Raw genomic sequence first — 16,898 nt, forward strand, 5'->3', positions numbered from 1 at the left:
CCCGGGCGGTTGTTACAGGTTAGGCTGACCTCTGCGTTTGCCACAGGACTTGGTAGTTTTCAGGAGAGACTCCTTATATTCGCATCCCTCCACTTTAATCAACTCTGCTAATATCAACATAGTTCATTAACACAGCCTAACAAAAAGAAAAACCTGCCCATGATGGAAACAGGTTTGCTCATATAAATGTTTACTTGCTAATAAGTACTATCGTGGTTCTACAATTAGCTTAATAGCAGTACGTTCTTCACCATCTATTATTATATCTGTAAATGCAGGAATACAGATTAAATCAACTCCACTTGGAGCAACAAATCCTCGTGCAATAGCCACTGCTTTCACAGCTTGATTCAAAGCACCCGCTCCAATTGCTTGAATCTCCGCTGCACCTCTCTCTCTTAGCACACCAGCAAGAGCCCCAGCTACAGAATTTGGATTAGATTTTGCCGAAACTTTTAAAATTTCCATTTTTTTAGTTCCTCCTTGTACATTTCAGTAAATGATGTGAGTTCAATAGAACAAATATAAAAAAATATCATTTCACTGTACTATATTCACGAGGAACTTGGTGTATTCCTGCTTGTTTTATGTAATTTTTCTAAAAATTCTAAATCAAGCGAAAAATAGGTGTTTTAGGAAAAATAAGGATGATCATCATTAATTAAAATTCGCTTAATAGATGTAGCTTTACCTGTTTTTGAATCTAAGTCAATCATGACACCATTAAGTTGATTTCTACCATCTTTAACAACTTCAAAACGCGCAGGGAGCTCGGTTAGAAACTTCTTTAATACTGGTTCTTGTTCTACACCTAAGATCCCATCATACGGCCCTGTCATTCCCACATCCGTAATATAAGCTGTTCCTTTTGCTAATAATCTTTCATCTGCTGTTTGGACATGTGTATGTGTTCCAACTACCGCGGAGACTCTTCCGTCTAAATACCAACCCATTGCCTGTTTCTCGCTTGTTGCTTCTGCATGAAAATCCACAAAAATAAATGGGGTTCTCTTTTGGGCCTCGCCTACAAGCTCATCTGCCTTTCTAAACGGACAATCAATAGAAGGTAAAAAGGTTCTTCCTTGTAAACTTATCACAGCTACCTCCATAGCATTCACTTGAAGATAGACAATTCCTACCCCTGGATTCCCATCAGGAAAATTCGCTGGTCGCACTAAGTATTTCGCTTCGTCGATAAATTCAAAAATATCTTTATGGTGCCATGTATGATTCCCTAATGTGATTGCTTGAGCACCCCACTCTAAAAAATGGCGGTAGATTTTTTCCGTAATCCCCTTACCACCCGCAGCATTCTCACCGTTTATAATGGTTACATTAGGTCTATACTTCTGCTTTAATTGTGGCAAATATTGCTGAACCATGTCTCTACCGGGTGAACTAACTACATCACCAATAAACAAAATTCTCATTCTTTTCCAATTCCCCTTTATAATTTTGTGCTCTTATTAATAACTAGTTTGTCATAACCTATTTACTTTTGCAAAATCAGTCTGACTATTTTAGAATCACCCAAAAATTATCCTATAAGCAAAAATAAAGCGACGTTAGACGTCGCTTTATTTCGCATATTCAACCGCTCTTGTTTCTCTAATAACGGTTACTTTTATATGACCTGGGTAATCTAGTTCTTCTTCGATTCGTTTTCGAATATCTCTAGCTAAACGATGTGCTTGAAGATCGTCAACAGAATCTGGCTTCACTAATATTCTCACTTCTCGTCCTGCTTGAATTGCAAATGACTTCTCAACACCTTCATATGATTCAGAAATCTCTTCAAGCTTCTCTAATCGACGAATATAATTTTCAAGTGTTTCACTTCTAGCACCTGGACGCGCTGCAGAAAGGGCATCAGCAGCTGCAACTAATACAGCTATAACTGATTTAGGTTCTGTGTCACCATGGTGTGAAGCAATACTGTTAATAACAACTGGATGTTCTTTGTACTTCGTTGCAAGTTCCACTCCAATTTCAACATGGCTACCTTCTACTTCATGATCTATAGCCTTACCAATATCATGTAGTAGGCCGGCACGTCGAGCAAGAATCTCATCTTCTCCAAGCTCAGCCGCCATTAAGCCAGCTAAGTATGCCACTTCCATTGAATGTTTTAGAACGTTTTGACCATAACTCGTACGATACTTCAATCGTCCTAGTATTTTTATTAGATCTGGATGAAGCCCATGTACACCCACTTCAAAGGTTGTTTGTTCCCCAACTTCTCTAATAAATTCGTCAACTTCACGTCTAGATTTCTCAACCATTTCTTCAATCCGAGCCGGATGAATACGACCATCTTGTACAAGCTTGTCTAATGCCATACGAGCGGTTTCACGTCGGATTGGATCAAATCCTGATAAGATAACAGCTTCAGGTGTATCATCAATGATGAGATCAATTCCTGTTAAGGTTTCAAGTGTACGAATGTTTCGTCCTTCTCTACCAATGATTCTACCCTTCATCTCATCGTTCGGAAGATTAACAACAGAAACTGTAGTTTCTGCAACATGATCAGCCGCACAACGTTGAATAGCTAGTGAAAGGATTTCCTTTGCTTTCTTATCAGCTTCTTCTTTTGCACGATGTTCACTTTCCTTGATCATCACTGCCGTTTCATGGGAAAGCTCATTCTCCATTTTGTCTAGAATGATGTTCCTTGCTTCTTCTCGTGTTAAGCTAGAGATGCGCTCAAGCTCTGCTTGCTGCCTTCTCACAATCTCATCCACTTTGCTTTCCATCTCTTCAATATGCTGTTGTTTTTGTGCTAGAGATCCTTCTTTCTTTTCTAACATCGCCTCACGATTATCTAGTTGATCATCCTTGCGATCAAGGTTCTCTTCTTTTTGTAATAAACGATTTTCCTGCTTCAAAAGTTCGTTTCTACGATCACGAATGTCTTGTTCTGCCTCTGTACGGAGAGTATGAATTTCATCTTTTGCTTCTAACAGTGCTTCCTTCTTTAAAGCATCTGCTTCCCGTTTTGCGTCCTCTACTATTTGCTCGGCTGAAGATTTAGCACCGGCAATTTTAGCTTCAGCAATAGATTTACGAACGAAATATCCAACAACTGCACTGATGATTGCGGTAAGCAAAATGGAGATGACCGTAATTATACTACTCATCATTTCACCTCCCCTTGCTTAAGAGGATGTTCAACAAGTCTAAGAAAGCCATAATTCTTGTTGGCTACCTTTATCGATCCTCATGTATCAGTAATGTCTGTTAACCATCTACTTTGCTATGCAAACCTAACGTTCACATCGAAGTATTGCTACATTCTGAACAGTGTGGTAACTCATTTGGAGCCGACTTGACATGACTACTGACTCACTTTGAACACACTCTATGTTTTTTTCAAATTGAAAGAACAAATGTCAGCTAGTTTGCATCTTCTGTTCAATATACAGCCTATGGCCATATGATTTTGTTCAATTAGCAGTTCCTCACTGTGTTGAACAATCGGGTTTCAAATTACGTATTATTTTCGCATCTTACAGTATGAATAAGATAGTAAATATACATATTAATTGTATAGGTGGAAAATTTTATTGTCAAGGGTTGTCCCAATAGTTAGACAACTATTCATACTAGTTTATTTTCAAAGGTAGATTCTTAGCGTTTGAATACGTTAAAATATGTATTTCATTTTATGAAACATAGGGTCTCCTATCAAATTCACTAGTTGTCAGTATGAAGTTTACATATGACCTTAAAACAGGATTCCTAGTCGTCTCTCAACCAGTAACCTTGCTAGATTCTATGGATATGAAAAGGGAGCCAAATTGGCTCCCTTTTATTTTATTTATTTATCTTTTAGTAAATCAAAAATTTCATCTTCGTTTTCTGGAACTACTTTTACTTCATCAAGTTTGTAATGATCACGAACTGCCTTTTGAATTTCAAGACGCATTGCTGGGTTTTCTTTTAAAAACTGCTTTGCATTTTCACGACCTTGGCCAAGTCGTTCTTCTTTATAGGAATACCATGCACCACTCTTTAGAACGATATCTAGATCGGAAGCCATATCAAGAACTTCACCTTCTCTAGAAATTCCTTCACCATACATAATATCAACTTCTGCCGTTCGGAAAGGAGGAGCTACCTTATTTTTCACTACCTTGATTTTTGTTTTGTTACCAACCATATCATTACCTTGCTTTAAAGTTTCAGCACGACGCACTTCTAAACGTACTGAAGAATAGAACTTAAGGGCACGACCACCCGGAGTGACTTCAGGATTTCCGAACATTACTCCTACTTTTTCACGAATCTGGTTTATAAAGATTGCTAGTGTCTTTGATTTATTAATGGCACCAGATAATTTACGTAATGCTTGTGACATTAAACGGGCCTGAAGTCCAACATGACTATCTCCCATTTCACCTTCAATTTCAGCTTTTGGAACTAATGCTGCAACCGAGTCGATAACAATAATATCAACAGCCCCGCTTCGTACTAAAGCTTCCGCAATTTCCAATGCTTGCTCTCCAGTATCAGGCTGAGAAAGTAGTAGTTCATCAATGTTAACACCTAGTTTTTGAGCGTATACAGGATCCAATGCATGCTCGGCATCAATAAATGCTGCTTGTCCACCATTTTGCTGAATTTCAGCAATTGCATGAAGTGCAACTGTTGTTTTACCTGAAGATTCTGGTCCATATATCTCAACAATACGTCCTCTTGGATATCCACCTACACCAAGTGCTACATCTAATGCTAAAGAGCCACTTGGAGAAGTCGATACCTTTCGATCTGTTTGTTCTCCTAACTTCATAATAGAACCTTTTCCGAACTGTTTTTCTATTTGTTTTAAAGCCATATCTAAGGCGGCTTGACGATCGCTCACTTAATTTCCTCCTTTATTCTATGAAACTATTTATACTATACCGTGTTTTTACTTTTTTGCCAAGTAAAAAGTCGAACGTTTATTCGCTAAAATCACTTGCTAATTAGCACCAAAATATCCATTTTCCTTAACCAAAATGGATTTTTAAGAGTAAGAAGTCCTCTAAAATTAAATTTTAATGAAGTTTCTATACTCTTAAACTTCCTTTCTACTTGCAACTAATCTTGTTGAAATTCTATGTTTCTAATAGAATAGATGAAACAAGAAATAAACCAATAGTAGATTCTACTATTGGTTTAACATGATTAAAGAAGTTCTCTTATTAAGTAATATAGTCCATAGCGGACCGATCGCTCTCGAATGGCTTCCCTACTGCCTGCAAGCTTAACAACAAAAGTTTTTGTTTCATTTGTTGGTAAAGAAATTCCTATATACACTGTACCCACTGGCTTTCCCTCAAGGGAATCAGGACCCGCAACACCTGTGAAGCTAATCCCAATATCAGCATTTAGCAGTTGTTTACTATTTTCAGCAAGTTCCTTGGAACATTGCTTACTCACGGCACCTTCTTTTTCAAGCGTGCTAGGAGCCACTTTTAAGACATGTTCCTTAACATCATTGGTATAGCACACAATACCCCCTTTAACGACCTTAGAGGCACCGGAAATCTTAGTAAGGCTTTGGGAAAACATCCCACCCGTTAAGCTTTCCGCAGCAGCGAGGGTTAATCCCTTTTCTTGTAGCAGGCTCATTACTTCTCTAGCAAGAGACGTCTCTCCATAACCATAGAAGTATTCACCTACTCGTCCCATAATTTGCTGCTCCACTTCGTCTAATAAAAGAGTTGCTTCTCCCAGTGTTTGATGCTTAGCTGTTAATCTCAATGTCACTTCATAATCAGCAGCAAGAGGAGCAATCGTGGGGTTTGTTTGGGCATCTATTAAATCTGTAATCTCAGTTTCTAATTGTGATTCGCCGATTCCAAAAAAACGTAAAACTCTGGACTCAATTATTTCCTGGATCTTTAATTCCTTCATAATCGCCGGTCTTCCAAAGTGAATAAACATCGGTTGCATTTCCTTTGGCGGACCAGGTAATAGCATATAGTGGTGTTCTTTTGAGGTTAAGAACATACCTGGTGCCATTCCAAATCGATTCGGTAAAACGTCACAACCTTCTAATACTAAGGCTTGCTTTTTATTATTTTCTGTCATTATTCGATTCACTTTATGAAAATACTCCTCAATAGAATGAAGGGCTTCTTCATCCATGACAAGCTTTCTACCCAAAACAGATGCAATGGTTTCCTTTGTTAGGTCATCCTTTGTAGGGCCTAGTCCTCCAGTAAAAATAAGGAGATCTGCTCGGGCTTCTGCAAGTTTAATAGATTGTTTGAGCCTTTCAGGATTATCTCCGACTACTGTATGGTAGTATACATTCACCCCTACTTCAGCAAGTTGCTTAGATAAGAACTGGGCATTAGTATTAGCAATTTGTCCAAGAAGTAATTCAGAGCCGACTGCAATAATCTCTGCATTCATGCTATGACCACCAATCTATTTAGATTTAAGAAGGACTTCTTTATTTTTCACAAAATAATCCCAACCAGAGTAGATGGTAATGAAAACAGCAAACCATAAAGATATCATGTCAAAAGGGATATTCAGCCAAACAAATGGAAAATTATGAAGCAATAATGCGGACACTGCAATAATTTGTGCCCAAGTCTTAATTTTCCCAAGCATATTGGCTGCAACTACCTCTCCCTCACCTGCTAATACAAGCCTAAGTCCTGTTACAGCAAATTCACGACTAATAATTACAATAACCATCCATGCAGGTGCTAGCTGTAATTCCACTAAAGAAATTAACGCAGCAGACACAAGAAGCTTGTCTGCAAGTGGATCTAAGAACTTCCCTAGATTAGTCACCATGTTTAGCTTTCTAGCATAGTATCCATCAATCCAGTCCGTACAGGACGCAATGATAAAAATTAGGGCTCCAACAAAGTGATGAACCGGTAAAGAGTAGTCACCAATCCTAATCTCTCCCCATGAAAATGGTACAAGTGTCACAATTAAGAATAATGGTATAAGAAAAATTCGAGAAACTGTAATTTTATTTGGTAAATTCATCGGTTTTAAACCTCCTTACTCACATTTTGCCATAAAAGATGAAAAGAAGCCCACATTTTTTTGTGGGCGATAGTATAAAAAACGGATAGGTCCAGATTGACTACCTGAAAACTATTTGTTTTCTGAGAAGCTATTACTCAGCGCTCTTTTCAAATATAATCGTAATTTCCTGCACATCCTTAGGCTCAGCAGGCAATTCAACTTTTTGTCCATTAATCATTAATACAGAGTCCATAGCTTTACCTAATTTAACAAATGCTTCAGTTTCATTTGTATAATCATAGGTTGTTCGATCTGGAGCTTGGTCATCTGCCTTTGTATTAAGCATACCACTGAAGAACTTTTTATTTTTGCCATTTCTTAAGTCTAACCATGTTTCACCAGTAGTTGATACTTCGACTATAAATTGATTAGTATTAGATAATTTATAAGTAAAACTACGACCTGAGGATTCGACAAGCTCAAACTGTTGAACAGGTTCAACGACTTCTTCCTCGACCTCTGTAGTTTCTTCCTCTTCAGTCACTGTTTCCTCTTCTTCAGAATCTGTATTTCCTGTCTGAAGCGGGTTTTTAGTATTTTCCTCAACCTCTGCCCCTGTTTCTGTTTCAGGTTTTTCCTCAACTTGATCTGCAGGAGGATCAGTTTGTGAGACTTTCCAAACTGTAAAGGCGATTCCAATTACAATAACCGTTACAAGAATTTTAGGGAAAAGTTGTAGAAACTTTGAATCCTTCGTATTTACTTCTGCTCTTGCTCGTTTAACACGTGAAAGTTGCTCTGGAATGGCTTCCTTTTTGGCACTTGGTAGCTCATTCTTAAATTCCTCAAAAACTTGTTCTGAATCTAAGCCAACTGCTTCAGCATATTGTTTGACAAAAGCACGCGCGTAAAATATACCTGGCAACGCATCAAAGTTACCTTCCTCAACATTTTGTAAATAGCGCCTTTGGATTTTTGTTATAAGTTGTAACTCCTCGAGCGTTATGTTTCGCTCTTCCCTTGCTCGCTTTAAATGCTGTCCTAGTTCAGTCAATAAAAACACCTACCATTTTAAAAATCAAAAGTTGAAAACGATGAATCACCTGACATAAATGGTTGTTGGTCTACAACATCATAAGTAATTTCCTCATCAGGCTGATTTCTTAATTCAATAATATAATCAAAATCATCTAACGTATATTCAGTATGCTGAACGAAGATATCTGGATGCTCGACTACCTTTGTAGCGGGCAGTCGCATAATTTCTCTAACAAGCTGCCAATGTCGTTCGTTAGCTCGCCTCGTCGATACGATTCCATCAATAATGAAAAGGTTCTCCTCATTGTACTCATCTTCAATTAATTGACTACGTATGGTCTGTTTTAGTAATGTCGAGGAAACAAACAACCACTTTTTATTAGCACATACACTAGAAGCAACAATTGATTCAGTCTTTCCAACTCTAGGCATTCCTCTTATTCCGACAAGCTTATGGCCTTCCTTTTTGAATAATTCTGCCATAAAATCTACAAGTAACCCTAACTCGTCTCTCACAAATCGAAACGTTTTTTTATCATCCGCATCTCTTTGTATATATCTCCCATGCCTTACTGCTAATCGATCGCGCAGCTTTGGTTCACGAAGCTTTGTCACGGTTATATTATCCATAGTTTGTAGTATTGATTCAAGTCTTAAAATCTGTTCATGATGATCTGATAAAAGAAGCATTCCTCTTCGCATATCCTCAACACCATTTATTGTAATAATGTTAATGGATAACATTCCCAATAGAGAAGAGATGTCACCCAGTAAGCCAGGGCGGTTTTTATGTATTTCATACTCCAGATACCATTCCTTCTTTGCCATTAAAGACACCCCTCCTTAACACCATGTACTAAATATCGAAACTATATACCTTATTACTATAATATAGTATTTATATATAATAGGAAAGGCAAAGGGTAGCAAAATATGACAAATCCCTAAATTAAGGACTATGGGACCAATTATATTAGATATGTTAGTAATATCCAAACCAAAAGAAAAAAAGAGGGTAACTTTCCCCCTCTTTTTGAATTAGCTAGTAGTTGTTGTGCCTTCACTACCATCATTTTGAACTAATTTTACCATCATGTTTGCAATGGCATGCTGTTCTTCTGGTGAAGCAACGCTCCAAAGATCAGCCAAAACTTTTTCTTGATCATTTTGCGGGTTAACTTGCTTTGCTAAGTAACCACCGATTTGGTAAGCAAGATCAGAAATTGTGCTTTGCTCCATACCTTCGTTTTGGGCATGGTGAAGACGATTTGCTAAGAAATCTTTCCATTGTTCCCAGTTATCTAAAACAGACATTGAAATTCCTCCTTAAAGTTGATACACAGTTATTTTGTCTTCTTCTAATAAAAATATTCAAGGAGGAAGTTTTTCGGTCAACTTTTATCTATGTATGCCATGCACCGTTAACAGAAATAATTTGTCCATTTATATAAGAAGCTTGCTTTGAAAGGAGAAATTGAACGCTATGGGCAATTTCCTCTGGTTTTCCTAACCTCCCCATCGGAATTTCTTCAATCAATGCACCTAGATCACTTTCGTCTAGAACGTGAAGCATGGATGTATTAATAGCACCTGGTGCTACTGCATTCACCCTTATATTGGATGGTGCAAGCTCCTTTGCTAGGGCTTTTACTAGTGTGTTTTGTCCACCTTTAACCATAGAATATAATGCCTCACATGAAGCCCCAATCTCTCCCCAAATCGAAGTTATAAATACAATGTTGCCCGATTTATTTGAAATCATCTTCGGTAGGATGGCTTGTGTAATCAGAAAAGGACTCGTCATATGGAGCTGAATCATTGTCGTGACCTCTTCAATAGCCATATCTGTGACTAGTCCCACATAGCTATTTCCACTGTTCAAAATCAACGAGTCAATTGGGTGATGTACCTGATTTAATAATTCATTTACACCATCAGAAATTGACAAATCTGCTTTTATTAAGAAGATCTCATGATTTTTATATTCTTCTTGAAGTTGTTTTAGTCCCTCTCCATTTTTATAATAATGAAGATAAACTGCATAATCATCTTTAATTAGTTGCCGAGCAATAGCATTTCCAATTCCACCACTTGCGCCTGTTAGTAGTGCATATTTTTTTACCATCTTACATACTTCCTTTGTTATTAGATCATTTATTTGTAAAGATAACCAGACTTTTGGTAAATCATAAAAAGTCGCCATACAAAAAAGAGATGACAAGTATATTGTCTATCTCTTCTTCTCGTGATGTCAAGTTACTTTGGTACAACCTGACATACCGTCATTCTTTCCTCATCAATTAATGCAGCTGCACCCGCTTTTATGTCTTCCAAAGTTAGTGATTCTAATACCTTCACCACTTCAAACATATTCATTTCATTAAAGGAGTATCTTGTAAATTGGTTTGCGATAAATTCTGGTGAATTTAACGCCCTTAGGAACGATCCAATTTTCTTCTTTTTTACTCTCTCTAGGTATTCCTCTGAAAGCTGATCGTTATAAGACATCAACATCTTTTTGAGTGTCTCAGCTAGTTGATCTGGTTGTGGAGTATCTCCACCGATTATACCAAAGCCAAATCCTAACTCTTCTGTGTAATCAAAGGAGAAGGTATCATCGATAAGGCCCTCATTGTATAAGGTATCATAATTTTTTGAGCTTTTTCCAAATAACATATCAAGTAATACATTAGTTGAGAGCTCAGATCTTAATAAGCCTTCTCCAGATTTGTTTGGATTTGCTACTTTTAAACCAACTAAGCACTTTGAGGATTGAACCGTCATTTTTAAGACCTGTAATTTTTCAGCAACTTGTTGAGGTTCTTCATCAAAATAGCGTTGAATTGGCGCTTGAGCTTGATAATCCTTTTTAGCTTGATTATCTCTAATTTGATTCATAATATTCTCAGGATCGATGGGACCAACAACAAATAAAAGCATATTACTTGGGTGATAAAACGTTTCATAACAAGTATAAAGAAGATCCTTTGTAATCTTTGCAATCGATTCAACGGTACCTGCAATATCAATTTTAACAGGGTGTTCTTTGTACATGTTTTGAATTACCCCAAAGTAAAGTCGCCAGTCAGCATTATCGTCGTACATCGTAATCTCCTGACCAATAATACCTTTTTCCTTTTCAACTGTTTTCTCTGTAAAATATGGCGCCTGAACAAAATCAAGAAGAGTTTCTAAATTCTGTTCTACGTTAGATGTGCTTGAAAATAAATATGCAGTCCTTGTAAAAGATGTGAATGCATTTGCAGACGCCCCTTGCTTACTAAACTGTTGAAACACATCTTCATGCTCTTTTTCAAATAGCTTATGTTCTAGAAAATGAGCAATACCATCAGGTACTTCGACTGGTTCGTCGCCATTTAAGGGAACAAAACGGTTATCGATCGATCCATACTTTGTTGTAAATGTAGCATATGTCTTGTTGAAACCTTGCTTAGGTAAAATATAAACTTGTAATCCATTAGATAACGTTTCGTGGTATAATTCTTCCTTTAATTGTTCAAATACTACCTTCTCCATTATGCTTCCCCCTTTCCTTTTAAGAAGTAAATGGTATCAAGTTCAATCTTTTTTCCTGCTTCGATGATTTGTTCTTTGGTAACGTCTTTAACCTTTCGAAGCCATTCATCAATAGGTTGCTTTACTTCTGCTAATACGTCGTTATACAACACCTCAATCAGTCCTCTAGACGTATCAATCGTCTCAAGTAATTGATTAACCAGCACTGCTTTTGTTTGTTCTAACTCCTTATCAGTAAAATCAGCATTTTTCATAGCAATCATTTGTTCTTTGATAATCGAAACTGCTTGATCGTAATTTTTAGCATCGACACCAGACATCACCATTAATAGTCCTTTATGACTCTCTACTCTTGAGGCAGCATAATATGCTAGACTTGCCTTCTCACGAACATTTATAAATAGCTTAGAGTGAGAAAACCCTCCAAAAATCCCATTAAAGACTTGCAAAGCGTAATATTCCGGGTCCTGATACGTTATATTTGTTCGGTAACCAACATTGAGCTTTCCTTGCTTAACATCCTGTTCCTCAATCACTTCATTTTCTTTATTAATGGTAATTGGGGGGTTACTTACAATTTTAGGACTTCTATCTTCTAATTTAAATAAAGTAGCAACTGAACTCTTTAATTCTGTAGCACTAACGTCTCCTACTACATATAGGTCTATTTCATCTTCTCTTAATGATTTTTGATAATATTCAAAAAGAGATCGAGGTGTAATCTGATCCACATCCTCCATTTGTCCATTTGCATGAAGTGAATACGGTTCATCCTTACACATTTCCTCTACAAGACGAAGACTAGCATACCTCATTTTGTCATCAAAGACAGATTGTATTCTCTGTTTTAAAGCACGCTTTTCCTTCTCTACTATGGATGCTAAAAATACTCCATTTTCCTGTGCAGGATTTTGAACGATATCCGCTAGTAAAGATAACCCTTTCTCTAGTAAGGGAGTCTGATCTGAAAGATAAACCTCATTAGCAATCTCCACTCTAATGGTAATGATATGATATTCACCTTTTTTTGTTAGATCAACACCAAGAGAAGCACCGTATAATTCATCTAAATAGCTTCTTAGCTCAGTTGTACTTGGATATTGGTTTGTTCCACTTTGTAACACATGTGGCAACAATGCACGGTGTGTGACGTCCTCCTTAGTTAAAGGAGCTTTAAGCTTCATGACTAAGGTATTGGTCTTATACTTTTTTGTCTCCACTACATGAAGTGATAATCCATTCATTTTTTCTACAATCTCTTGATCAAGCTTCACCATTTTTGCCTCCTTTATGGGTAGCTTTAAGCCTACAGATTAGTGTTTCTATTATTCAGTAAAAATAAACTATATCCAATATAAAGCTTTTTAGGGAATTTTTTCAAATGTTAGGCATTCCTTACAAATACATCTTGTGTTTACTTATGCTAAAGGACAAAAAGTCGAACACTAAAAATTAAATAAAAAAAATGATTCGTTGTTGAACGAATCATTTTTTTCGTATTATTATCTTTTACCTGGATCATAAGGTTCACCAGCAGCCTTTGGAGCTTGTGATGACTTTGAAAAAATAACTAGAGCGATCAGTGTCACTACATATGGGAAAAGCTTTAAAACGAGTGGAGGTATCACTGTTAGTGCAGGAACTACCTGCGACACATTAGCAATTGTCATTGCAATTCCAAAGAAGAACGTTGCACCTAATATTCCTAATGGTCTCCACTGTCCAAAAATCAACGCAGCTAATGCTAAAAATCCTAATCCTGAAACAGTACCAGTAAATTCTCCGGCATAAGTTAAAATAATCAGTGCTCCCCCTATTCCAGAAAACGCTCCTGAAATCATAACACCGCTGTAACGAACACTTCTTACATTAATCCCTGCAGCTTCTGCAGCTTGTGGATATTCTCCACATGATCTTAGTCTTAATCCAAATGGAGTCTTATAGAGAATAAACGCACTCACAGCTAGAATAGCTAGGATAAACCATGTAGTAGGATAGGTTTTGGTAAATAATAAAGGGCCAATTACAGGAATATCAGATAGAAAAGGAATGTCCATTGGTGAAAAACCACTAACAATTCTAATATTTCCGGATCCTGTAATATTTCTAGCTAAGAAAACCGTTAACGCACCAGCAATCATATTAATCGCAGTACCACTAATAATTTGATTTGCACTAAGGTTAATGCTTGCAAATGCATGAAGTAGAGAGAAAATTAATCCACTAAATGCAGCAATCAACAGACCCAACCATAATACTAAATCTTTATTTGGAAGAATTGGATACAGTAAGTTAATCGATAAGGCGCATGTGAAAGCACCCATGATCATTAATCCCTCTAACCCAATGTTGACGATTCCACTTCTCTCACTGAATAATCCACCTAATGCAGTAATGAGAAGGGGCATAACAAAGATAATTGCGTACGGGAAAATTTGTTGTATTAAAGTCCACATCTTATGAGTCCCCCTTCTTAACGGCGGTATTCACATTTTCTTTTTCAGTACGCTTGTTGAAGTACTTACGAAGTAAGCGTTCAATTAGTACACTAGTTGCTGCAAAGTAAATGATAATGGCTATGATTGTATTTGCAATTTCAGGTGGGATTTCAGTCATAGCATTCATAAAGCCTGTCCCGGAATATAATATTCCAAAGAAAAGGGCTGCAAATAATACTCCAACAGGTGTGTTGTTTCCAAGTAGTGCAACAGCAATTCCATCAAACCCTTGAGTCGGCATAATCCCGATTTGTAAGCTGTTTGCATTACCTGTATATTGAATCACCCCGGCTAGACCCGCTAGTCCACCAGATATAGCCATTGATAATATGATACTACGATTAACAGACATTCCTGCATATTCAGCAGAGTGACGATTAAAACCAACAGCTTTTAACTCAAAGCCTAGAGTTGTACGATCAATAATAAAAGCAATTACAAGGACTGCAACTATACCAAAGAAAATCCCCATATTTATATAAGAACCGGCAAATAACTCAGAGAGAAATGGTACTTTTAGAGTTGCTGCATCCGGTAACTTTGCAGATTCCGTTTCTAAGAATTCACCTTTAAAATAAGCTGGAATCGTATAATAAACTGTCCAATAGGCGATCCAGTTCATCATAATTGTTGACACAACTTCATGAACATTAAATTTAGCTTTAAGAAGTCCAGGAACATATGCCCAAAGAGCTCCTCCAACAAATCCTCCTACTACCATTAAACTAAGTAGAAGAGGTCTAGGTAAATCGAAGCTAAGACCAATTGCTGTAGCAAAAAAGCCACCTATTAACATTTGACCAGCTGCTCCAATGTTAAATAGACCTGTACGGAAAGCAAATGCTACTGATAATCCAGTAAATACTAGTGGTGCTGCAGTAGCTAAAGTATTACCAATCCTCTCCATATTTTTCAATCCACCTTGAAATAGGTATGTGTACCCTTCCACTGGATTACTACCAATTAAAAACATTAAAATCGCTCCAGCTAATAGTCCTAACACTACAGCTAATAGAGAAATTATGGTATTTTTCATTCCTTACTTTCCTCCTTGCTGACACCTGCCATCATTAAGCCTACTTCATTTTCATTGGTTTCAGACGCGTTTACAACCCCAACAAGTTCCCCATTATTAACGATGGCTATTCGATCGGATAGCTGTAGAACTTCGTCTAACTCTAATGAAACTAAAAGTACCGCTTTTCCTTTATCACGATGTTCTATTAATCTTTTGTGAATATATTCAATCGAACCTACATCTAGGCCACGAGTCGGCTGTACTGCGATTAAAAGGTCAGGATTTAATCCGAGTTCTCTTCCGATAATGGCTTTCTGTTGATTTCCACCAGATAATCCTCTTGCAAGTGAAGCAGCACCTTCTCCAGCACGAACATCAAAATTTTCGATAATGTTTTTTGCATAACTTCTAATTGCTGACACATTTAATAGACCATTCTTAGAAAACGGAGGCTTATTATAAACTTCAATAACCATATTATCCTCAAGTTTATAATCTAAAACGAGACCACGTTTTTGTCGATCTTCGGGAATATGTGCAATCCCTTTTTCAATACGCTGGCGAATAGGTATATTGGTAACCTCTTCGTCGTTTAAATAAATAGACCCAGATTCAATCTTTCTAAGTCCTGTTATTCCCTCAACTAGTTCACTCTGACCATTTCCCTCGACCCCAGCGATTCCTAAGATTTCGCCAGCCTTAACTTCAATTGAAAAGTTTTTAAGTCCCATTACTTTTCTGCTATTTTTAACAGAAATATTTTCAACCTTTAAAACCACTTTACCTGGTTTACTCTCTTCCTTTTCTACTTTAAAGGAAACATGTCGACCTACCATCATTTCAGCAAGACTTGCTTCTGTAGCTTGTTGCACATCGACTGTTCCAATAGATTTCCCACGTCTAATAACTGTACAACGATCTGCTACAGCTTTTATCTCTTTAAGCTTATGGGTAATAATAATGATCGATTTTCCCTCGTTAATTAGGTTTTTCATAATTTTCATTAATTCATCAATCTCTGCTGGGGTCAGAACTGCAGTTGGCTCATCAAGAATAAGAACCTCTGCATCTCTATAAAGTGTTTTTAGAATCTCTACCCTTTGCTGCATTCCGACTGAGATATCCTCAATTTTTGCATGAGGATCAACATTTAGACCATAATGCTTTGATAATTCTTCAATTCGTTTTGCAGCCTTATCTATATCCATTACCATGCCCTTTAAAGGCTCGCTTCCAAGGATAATATTTTCAGTTACAGTGAAATTATCAACAAGTTTAAAATGTTGGTGAACCATCCCAATTCCAAGTCGATTAGCAACGTTAGGATTAGAGATTTTCACATCATTTCCATTAACTCTAACTTTTCCTCTGTCTGGTTGGTACATGCCAAAAAGAACACCCATTAAAGTGGATTTTCCAGCACCATTCTCACCTAACAATGCATGGATTTCACCTTTCCTTAATGTAAGCGTTATATTGTCATTGGCAACAACACCAGGAAATTCTTTTCTGATATCCAGCATCTCTACAACATACTCCATTGAACTTCCACCTGCTTTTTTTAGTTTTTAGCTATTAATAACCTATATTATTTTGATACGGTCATTTACATTGTGTCCCAAAACGGAATACAATGTAAGAAGTTTTATAAATTAATCATTAGAGGTATTCACAAACTTTTAAAAGGCTCCATTACACGTTGCTTTGTTTACTACTTCAGTAAGGATGTCTGAATTTGTACTCTTAGAAGAATATTCTCGGCCCTTCCCACAATAAAACGGACTTTAACAAAGCCTTTTAAAAGAATGACCTTATAATATAGAAAA

15 protein-coding genes are annotated in these 16,898 nt (G+C 37.0%); all 15 read right to left on the bottom strand.

Going from position 1 to position 16,898, the window contains the following annotated elements:
- Positions 1 to 207 precede the first annotated feature (207 nt).
- The 15 genes from spoVS to G4D63_RS00330 all read right to left on the bottom strand — a co-directional run bounded on the left by spoVS (position 208) and on the right by G4D63_RS00330 (position 16,613).
- On the bottom strand, positions 208 to 468 hold the full coding sequence (spoVS, locus tag G4D63_RS00260; RefSeq protein WP_027408762.1) for a stage V sporulation protein SpoVS: 261 nt from the start codon (positions 466 to 468) through the stop codon (positions 208 to 210).
- Positions 469 to 632: 164 nt separating this feature from the next.
- Entirely contained in the window at positions 633 to 1,430 is a 798-nt protein-coding gene (locus G4D63_RS00265) for a TIGR00282 family metallophosphoesterase (RefSeq protein ID WP_163176524.1), read from the bottom strand.
- A 147-nt stretch (positions 1,431 to 1,577) separates the two neighbouring features.
- The gene (gene rny / locus G4D63_RS00270) at positions 1,578 to 3,140 is read right to left on the bottom strand and encodes a ribonuclease Y (protein ID WP_163176526.1); all 1,563 of its coding nucleotides are present in this window, start codon (positions 3,138 to 3,140) and stop codon (positions 1,578 to 1,580) included.
- 680 nt (positions 3,141 to 3,820) lie between these two features.
- A complete protein-coding gene (gene recA, locus G4D63_RS00275) occupies positions 3,821 to 4,864 on the bottom strand; it encodes a recombinase RecA (protein ID WP_163176528.1) in 1,044 nt (347 codons plus the stop codon).
- A gap of 305 nt (positions 4,865 to 5,169) precedes the next feature.
- Complete coding sequence (locus G4D63_RS00280) at positions 5,170 to 6,405, bottom strand: competence/damage-inducible protein A (protein WP_163176529.1); 1,236 nt, start codon at positions 6,403 to 6,405, stop codon at positions 5,170 to 5,172.
- Between the two features lie 15 nt (positions 6,406 to 6,420).
- A complete protein-coding gene (pgsA, locus tag G4D63_RS00285) occupies positions 6,421 to 6,999 on the bottom strand; it encodes a CDP-diacylglycerol--glycerol-3-phosphate 3-phosphatidyltransferase (protein WP_163176530.1) in 579 nt (192 codons plus the stop codon).
- Between the two features lie 133 nt (positions 7,000 to 7,132).
- On the bottom strand, positions 7,133 to 8,035 hold the full coding sequence (locus G4D63_RS00290; protein WP_163176532.1) for a helix-turn-helix domain-containing protein: 903 nt from the start codon (positions 8,033 to 8,035) through the stop codon (positions 7,133 to 7,135).
- A 17-nt stretch (positions 8,036 to 8,052) separates the two neighbouring features.
- Positions 8,053 to 8,847 carry a YmfK family protein gene (locus tag G4D63_RS00295; RefSeq protein ID WP_163176534.1) on the bottom strand — a complete coding sequence of 265 codons (795 nt, stop codon included), beginning with the start codon at positions 8,845 to 8,847 and terminating at the stop codon, positions 8,053 to 8,055.
- Between the two features lie 210 nt (positions 8,848 to 9,057).
- Positions 9,058 to 9,333, bottom strand: coding sequence for a DUF3243 domain-containing protein (locus G4D63_RS00300; protein WP_163176536.1), 276 nt, complete (start codon positions 9,331 to 9,333; stop codon positions 9,058 to 9,060).
- An 88-nt stretch (positions 9,334 to 9,421) separates the two neighbouring features.
- Positions 9,422 to 10,144 carry an elongation factor P 5-aminopentanone reductase gene (gene ymfI, locus G4D63_RS00305; RefSeq protein WP_163176538.1) on the bottom strand — a complete coding sequence of 241 codons (723 nt, stop codon included), beginning with the start codon at positions 10,142 to 10,144 and terminating at the stop codon, positions 9,422 to 9,424.
- 131 nt (positions 10,145 to 10,275) lie between these two features.
- Positions 10,276 to 11,556, bottom strand: coding sequence for an EF-P 5-aminopentanol modification-associated protein YfmH (yfmH, locus tag G4D63_RS00310; protein WP_163176540.1), 1,281 nt, complete (start codon positions 11,554 to 11,556; stop codon positions 10,276 to 10,278).
- On the bottom strand, positions 11,556 to 12,833 hold the full coding sequence (gene yfmF / locus G4D63_RS00315) for an EF-P 5-aminopentanol modification-associated protein YfmF (protein WP_163176542.1): 1,278 nt from the start codon (positions 12,831 to 12,833) through the stop codon (positions 11,556 to 11,558). Before yfmF ends, yfmH begins: the two co-directional genes overlap by 1 nt.
- Positions 12,834 to 13,058: 225 nt before the next feature.
- The gene (locus G4D63_RS00320; RefSeq protein ID WP_163176544.1) at positions 13,059 to 14,012 is read right to left on the bottom strand and encodes an ABC transporter permease; all 954 of its coding nucleotides are present in this window, start codon (positions 14,010 to 14,012) and stop codon (positions 13,059 to 13,061) included.
- A 1-nt stretch (position 14,013) separates the two neighbouring features.
- Positions 14,014 to 15,090 carry an ABC transporter permease gene (locus tag G4D63_RS00325; protein WP_163176545.1) on the bottom strand — a complete coding sequence of 359 codons (1,077 nt, stop codon included), beginning with the start codon at positions 15,088 to 15,090 and terminating at the stop codon, positions 14,014 to 14,016.
- Positions 15,087 to 16,613: an ABC transporter ATP-binding protein gene (locus G4D63_RS00330; protein WP_163176547.1), complete on the bottom strand. Its 1,527-nt coding sequence runs from the start codon at positions 16,611 to 16,613 to the stop codon at positions 15,087 to 15,089. The genes G4D63_RS00325 and G4D63_RS00330 overlap by 4 nt, the downstream gene beginning before the upstream one ends.
- Positions 16,614 to 16,898: the final 285 nt, after the last annotated feature.

It is taken from the genome of Bacillus mesophilus, assembly GCF_011008845.1.
In the GTDB taxonomy this organism is placed as follows: domain Bacteria; phylum Bacillota; class Bacilli; order Bacillales; family SA4; genus Bacillus_BS; species Bacillus_BS mesophilus.

Excerpts from the sequence above, each read along its gene's own strand:
- G4D63_RS00265 (WP_163176524.1), bottom strand. The coding sequence starts at position 1,430 with ATGAGAATTTTGTTTATTGGTGATGTAGTTAGTTCACCCGGTAGAGAC.
- rny (WP_163176526.1), bottom strand. The coding sequence starts at position 3,140 with ATGAGTAGTATAATTACGGTCATCTCCATTTTGCTTACCGCAATCATC.
- G4D63_RS00300 (WP_163176536.1), bottom strand. The coding sequence starts at position 9,333 with ATGTCTGTTTTAGATAACTGGGAACAATGGAAAGATTTCTTAGCAAAT.
- yfmF (WP_163176542.1), bottom strand. The coding sequence starts at position 12,833 with ATGGTGAAGCTTGATCAAGAGATTGTAGAAAAAATGAATGGATTATCA.
- pgsA (WP_163176530.1), bottom strand. The coding sequence starts at position 6,999 with ATGAATTTACCAAATAAAATTACAGTTTCTCGAATTTTTCTTATACCA.
- G4D63_RS00325 (WP_163176545.1), bottom strand. The coding sequence starts at position 15,090 with ATGAAAAATACCATAATTTCTCTATTAGCTGTAGTGTTAGGACTATTA.
- G4D63_RS00295 (WP_163176534.1), bottom strand. The coding sequence starts at position 8,847 with ATGGCAAAGAAGGAATGGTATCTGGAGTATGAAATACATAAAAACCGC.
- G4D63_RS00330 (WP_163176547.1), bottom strand. The coding sequence starts at position 16,613 with ATGGAGTATGTTGTAGAGATGCTGGATATCAGAAAAGAATTTCCTGGT.
- spoVS (WP_027408762.1), bottom strand. The coding sequence starts at position 468 with ATGGAAATTTTAAAAGTTTCGGCAAAATCTAATCCAAATTCTGTAGCT.
- G4D63_RS00280 (WP_163176529.1), bottom strand. The coding sequence starts at position 6,405 with ATGAATGCAGAGATTATTGCAGTCGGCTCTGAATTACTTCTTGGACAA.
- G4D63_RS00320 (WP_163176544.1), bottom strand. The coding sequence starts at position 14,012 with ATGTGGACTTTAATACAACAAATTTTCCCGTACGCAATTATCTTTGTT.
- ymfI (WP_163176538.1), bottom strand. The coding sequence starts at position 10,144 with ATGGTAAAAAAATATGCACTACTAACAGGCGCAAGTGGTGGAATTGGA.
- yfmH (WP_163176540.1), bottom strand. The coding sequence starts at position 11,556 with ATGGAGAAGGTAGTATTTGAACAATTAAAGGAAGAATTATACCACGAA.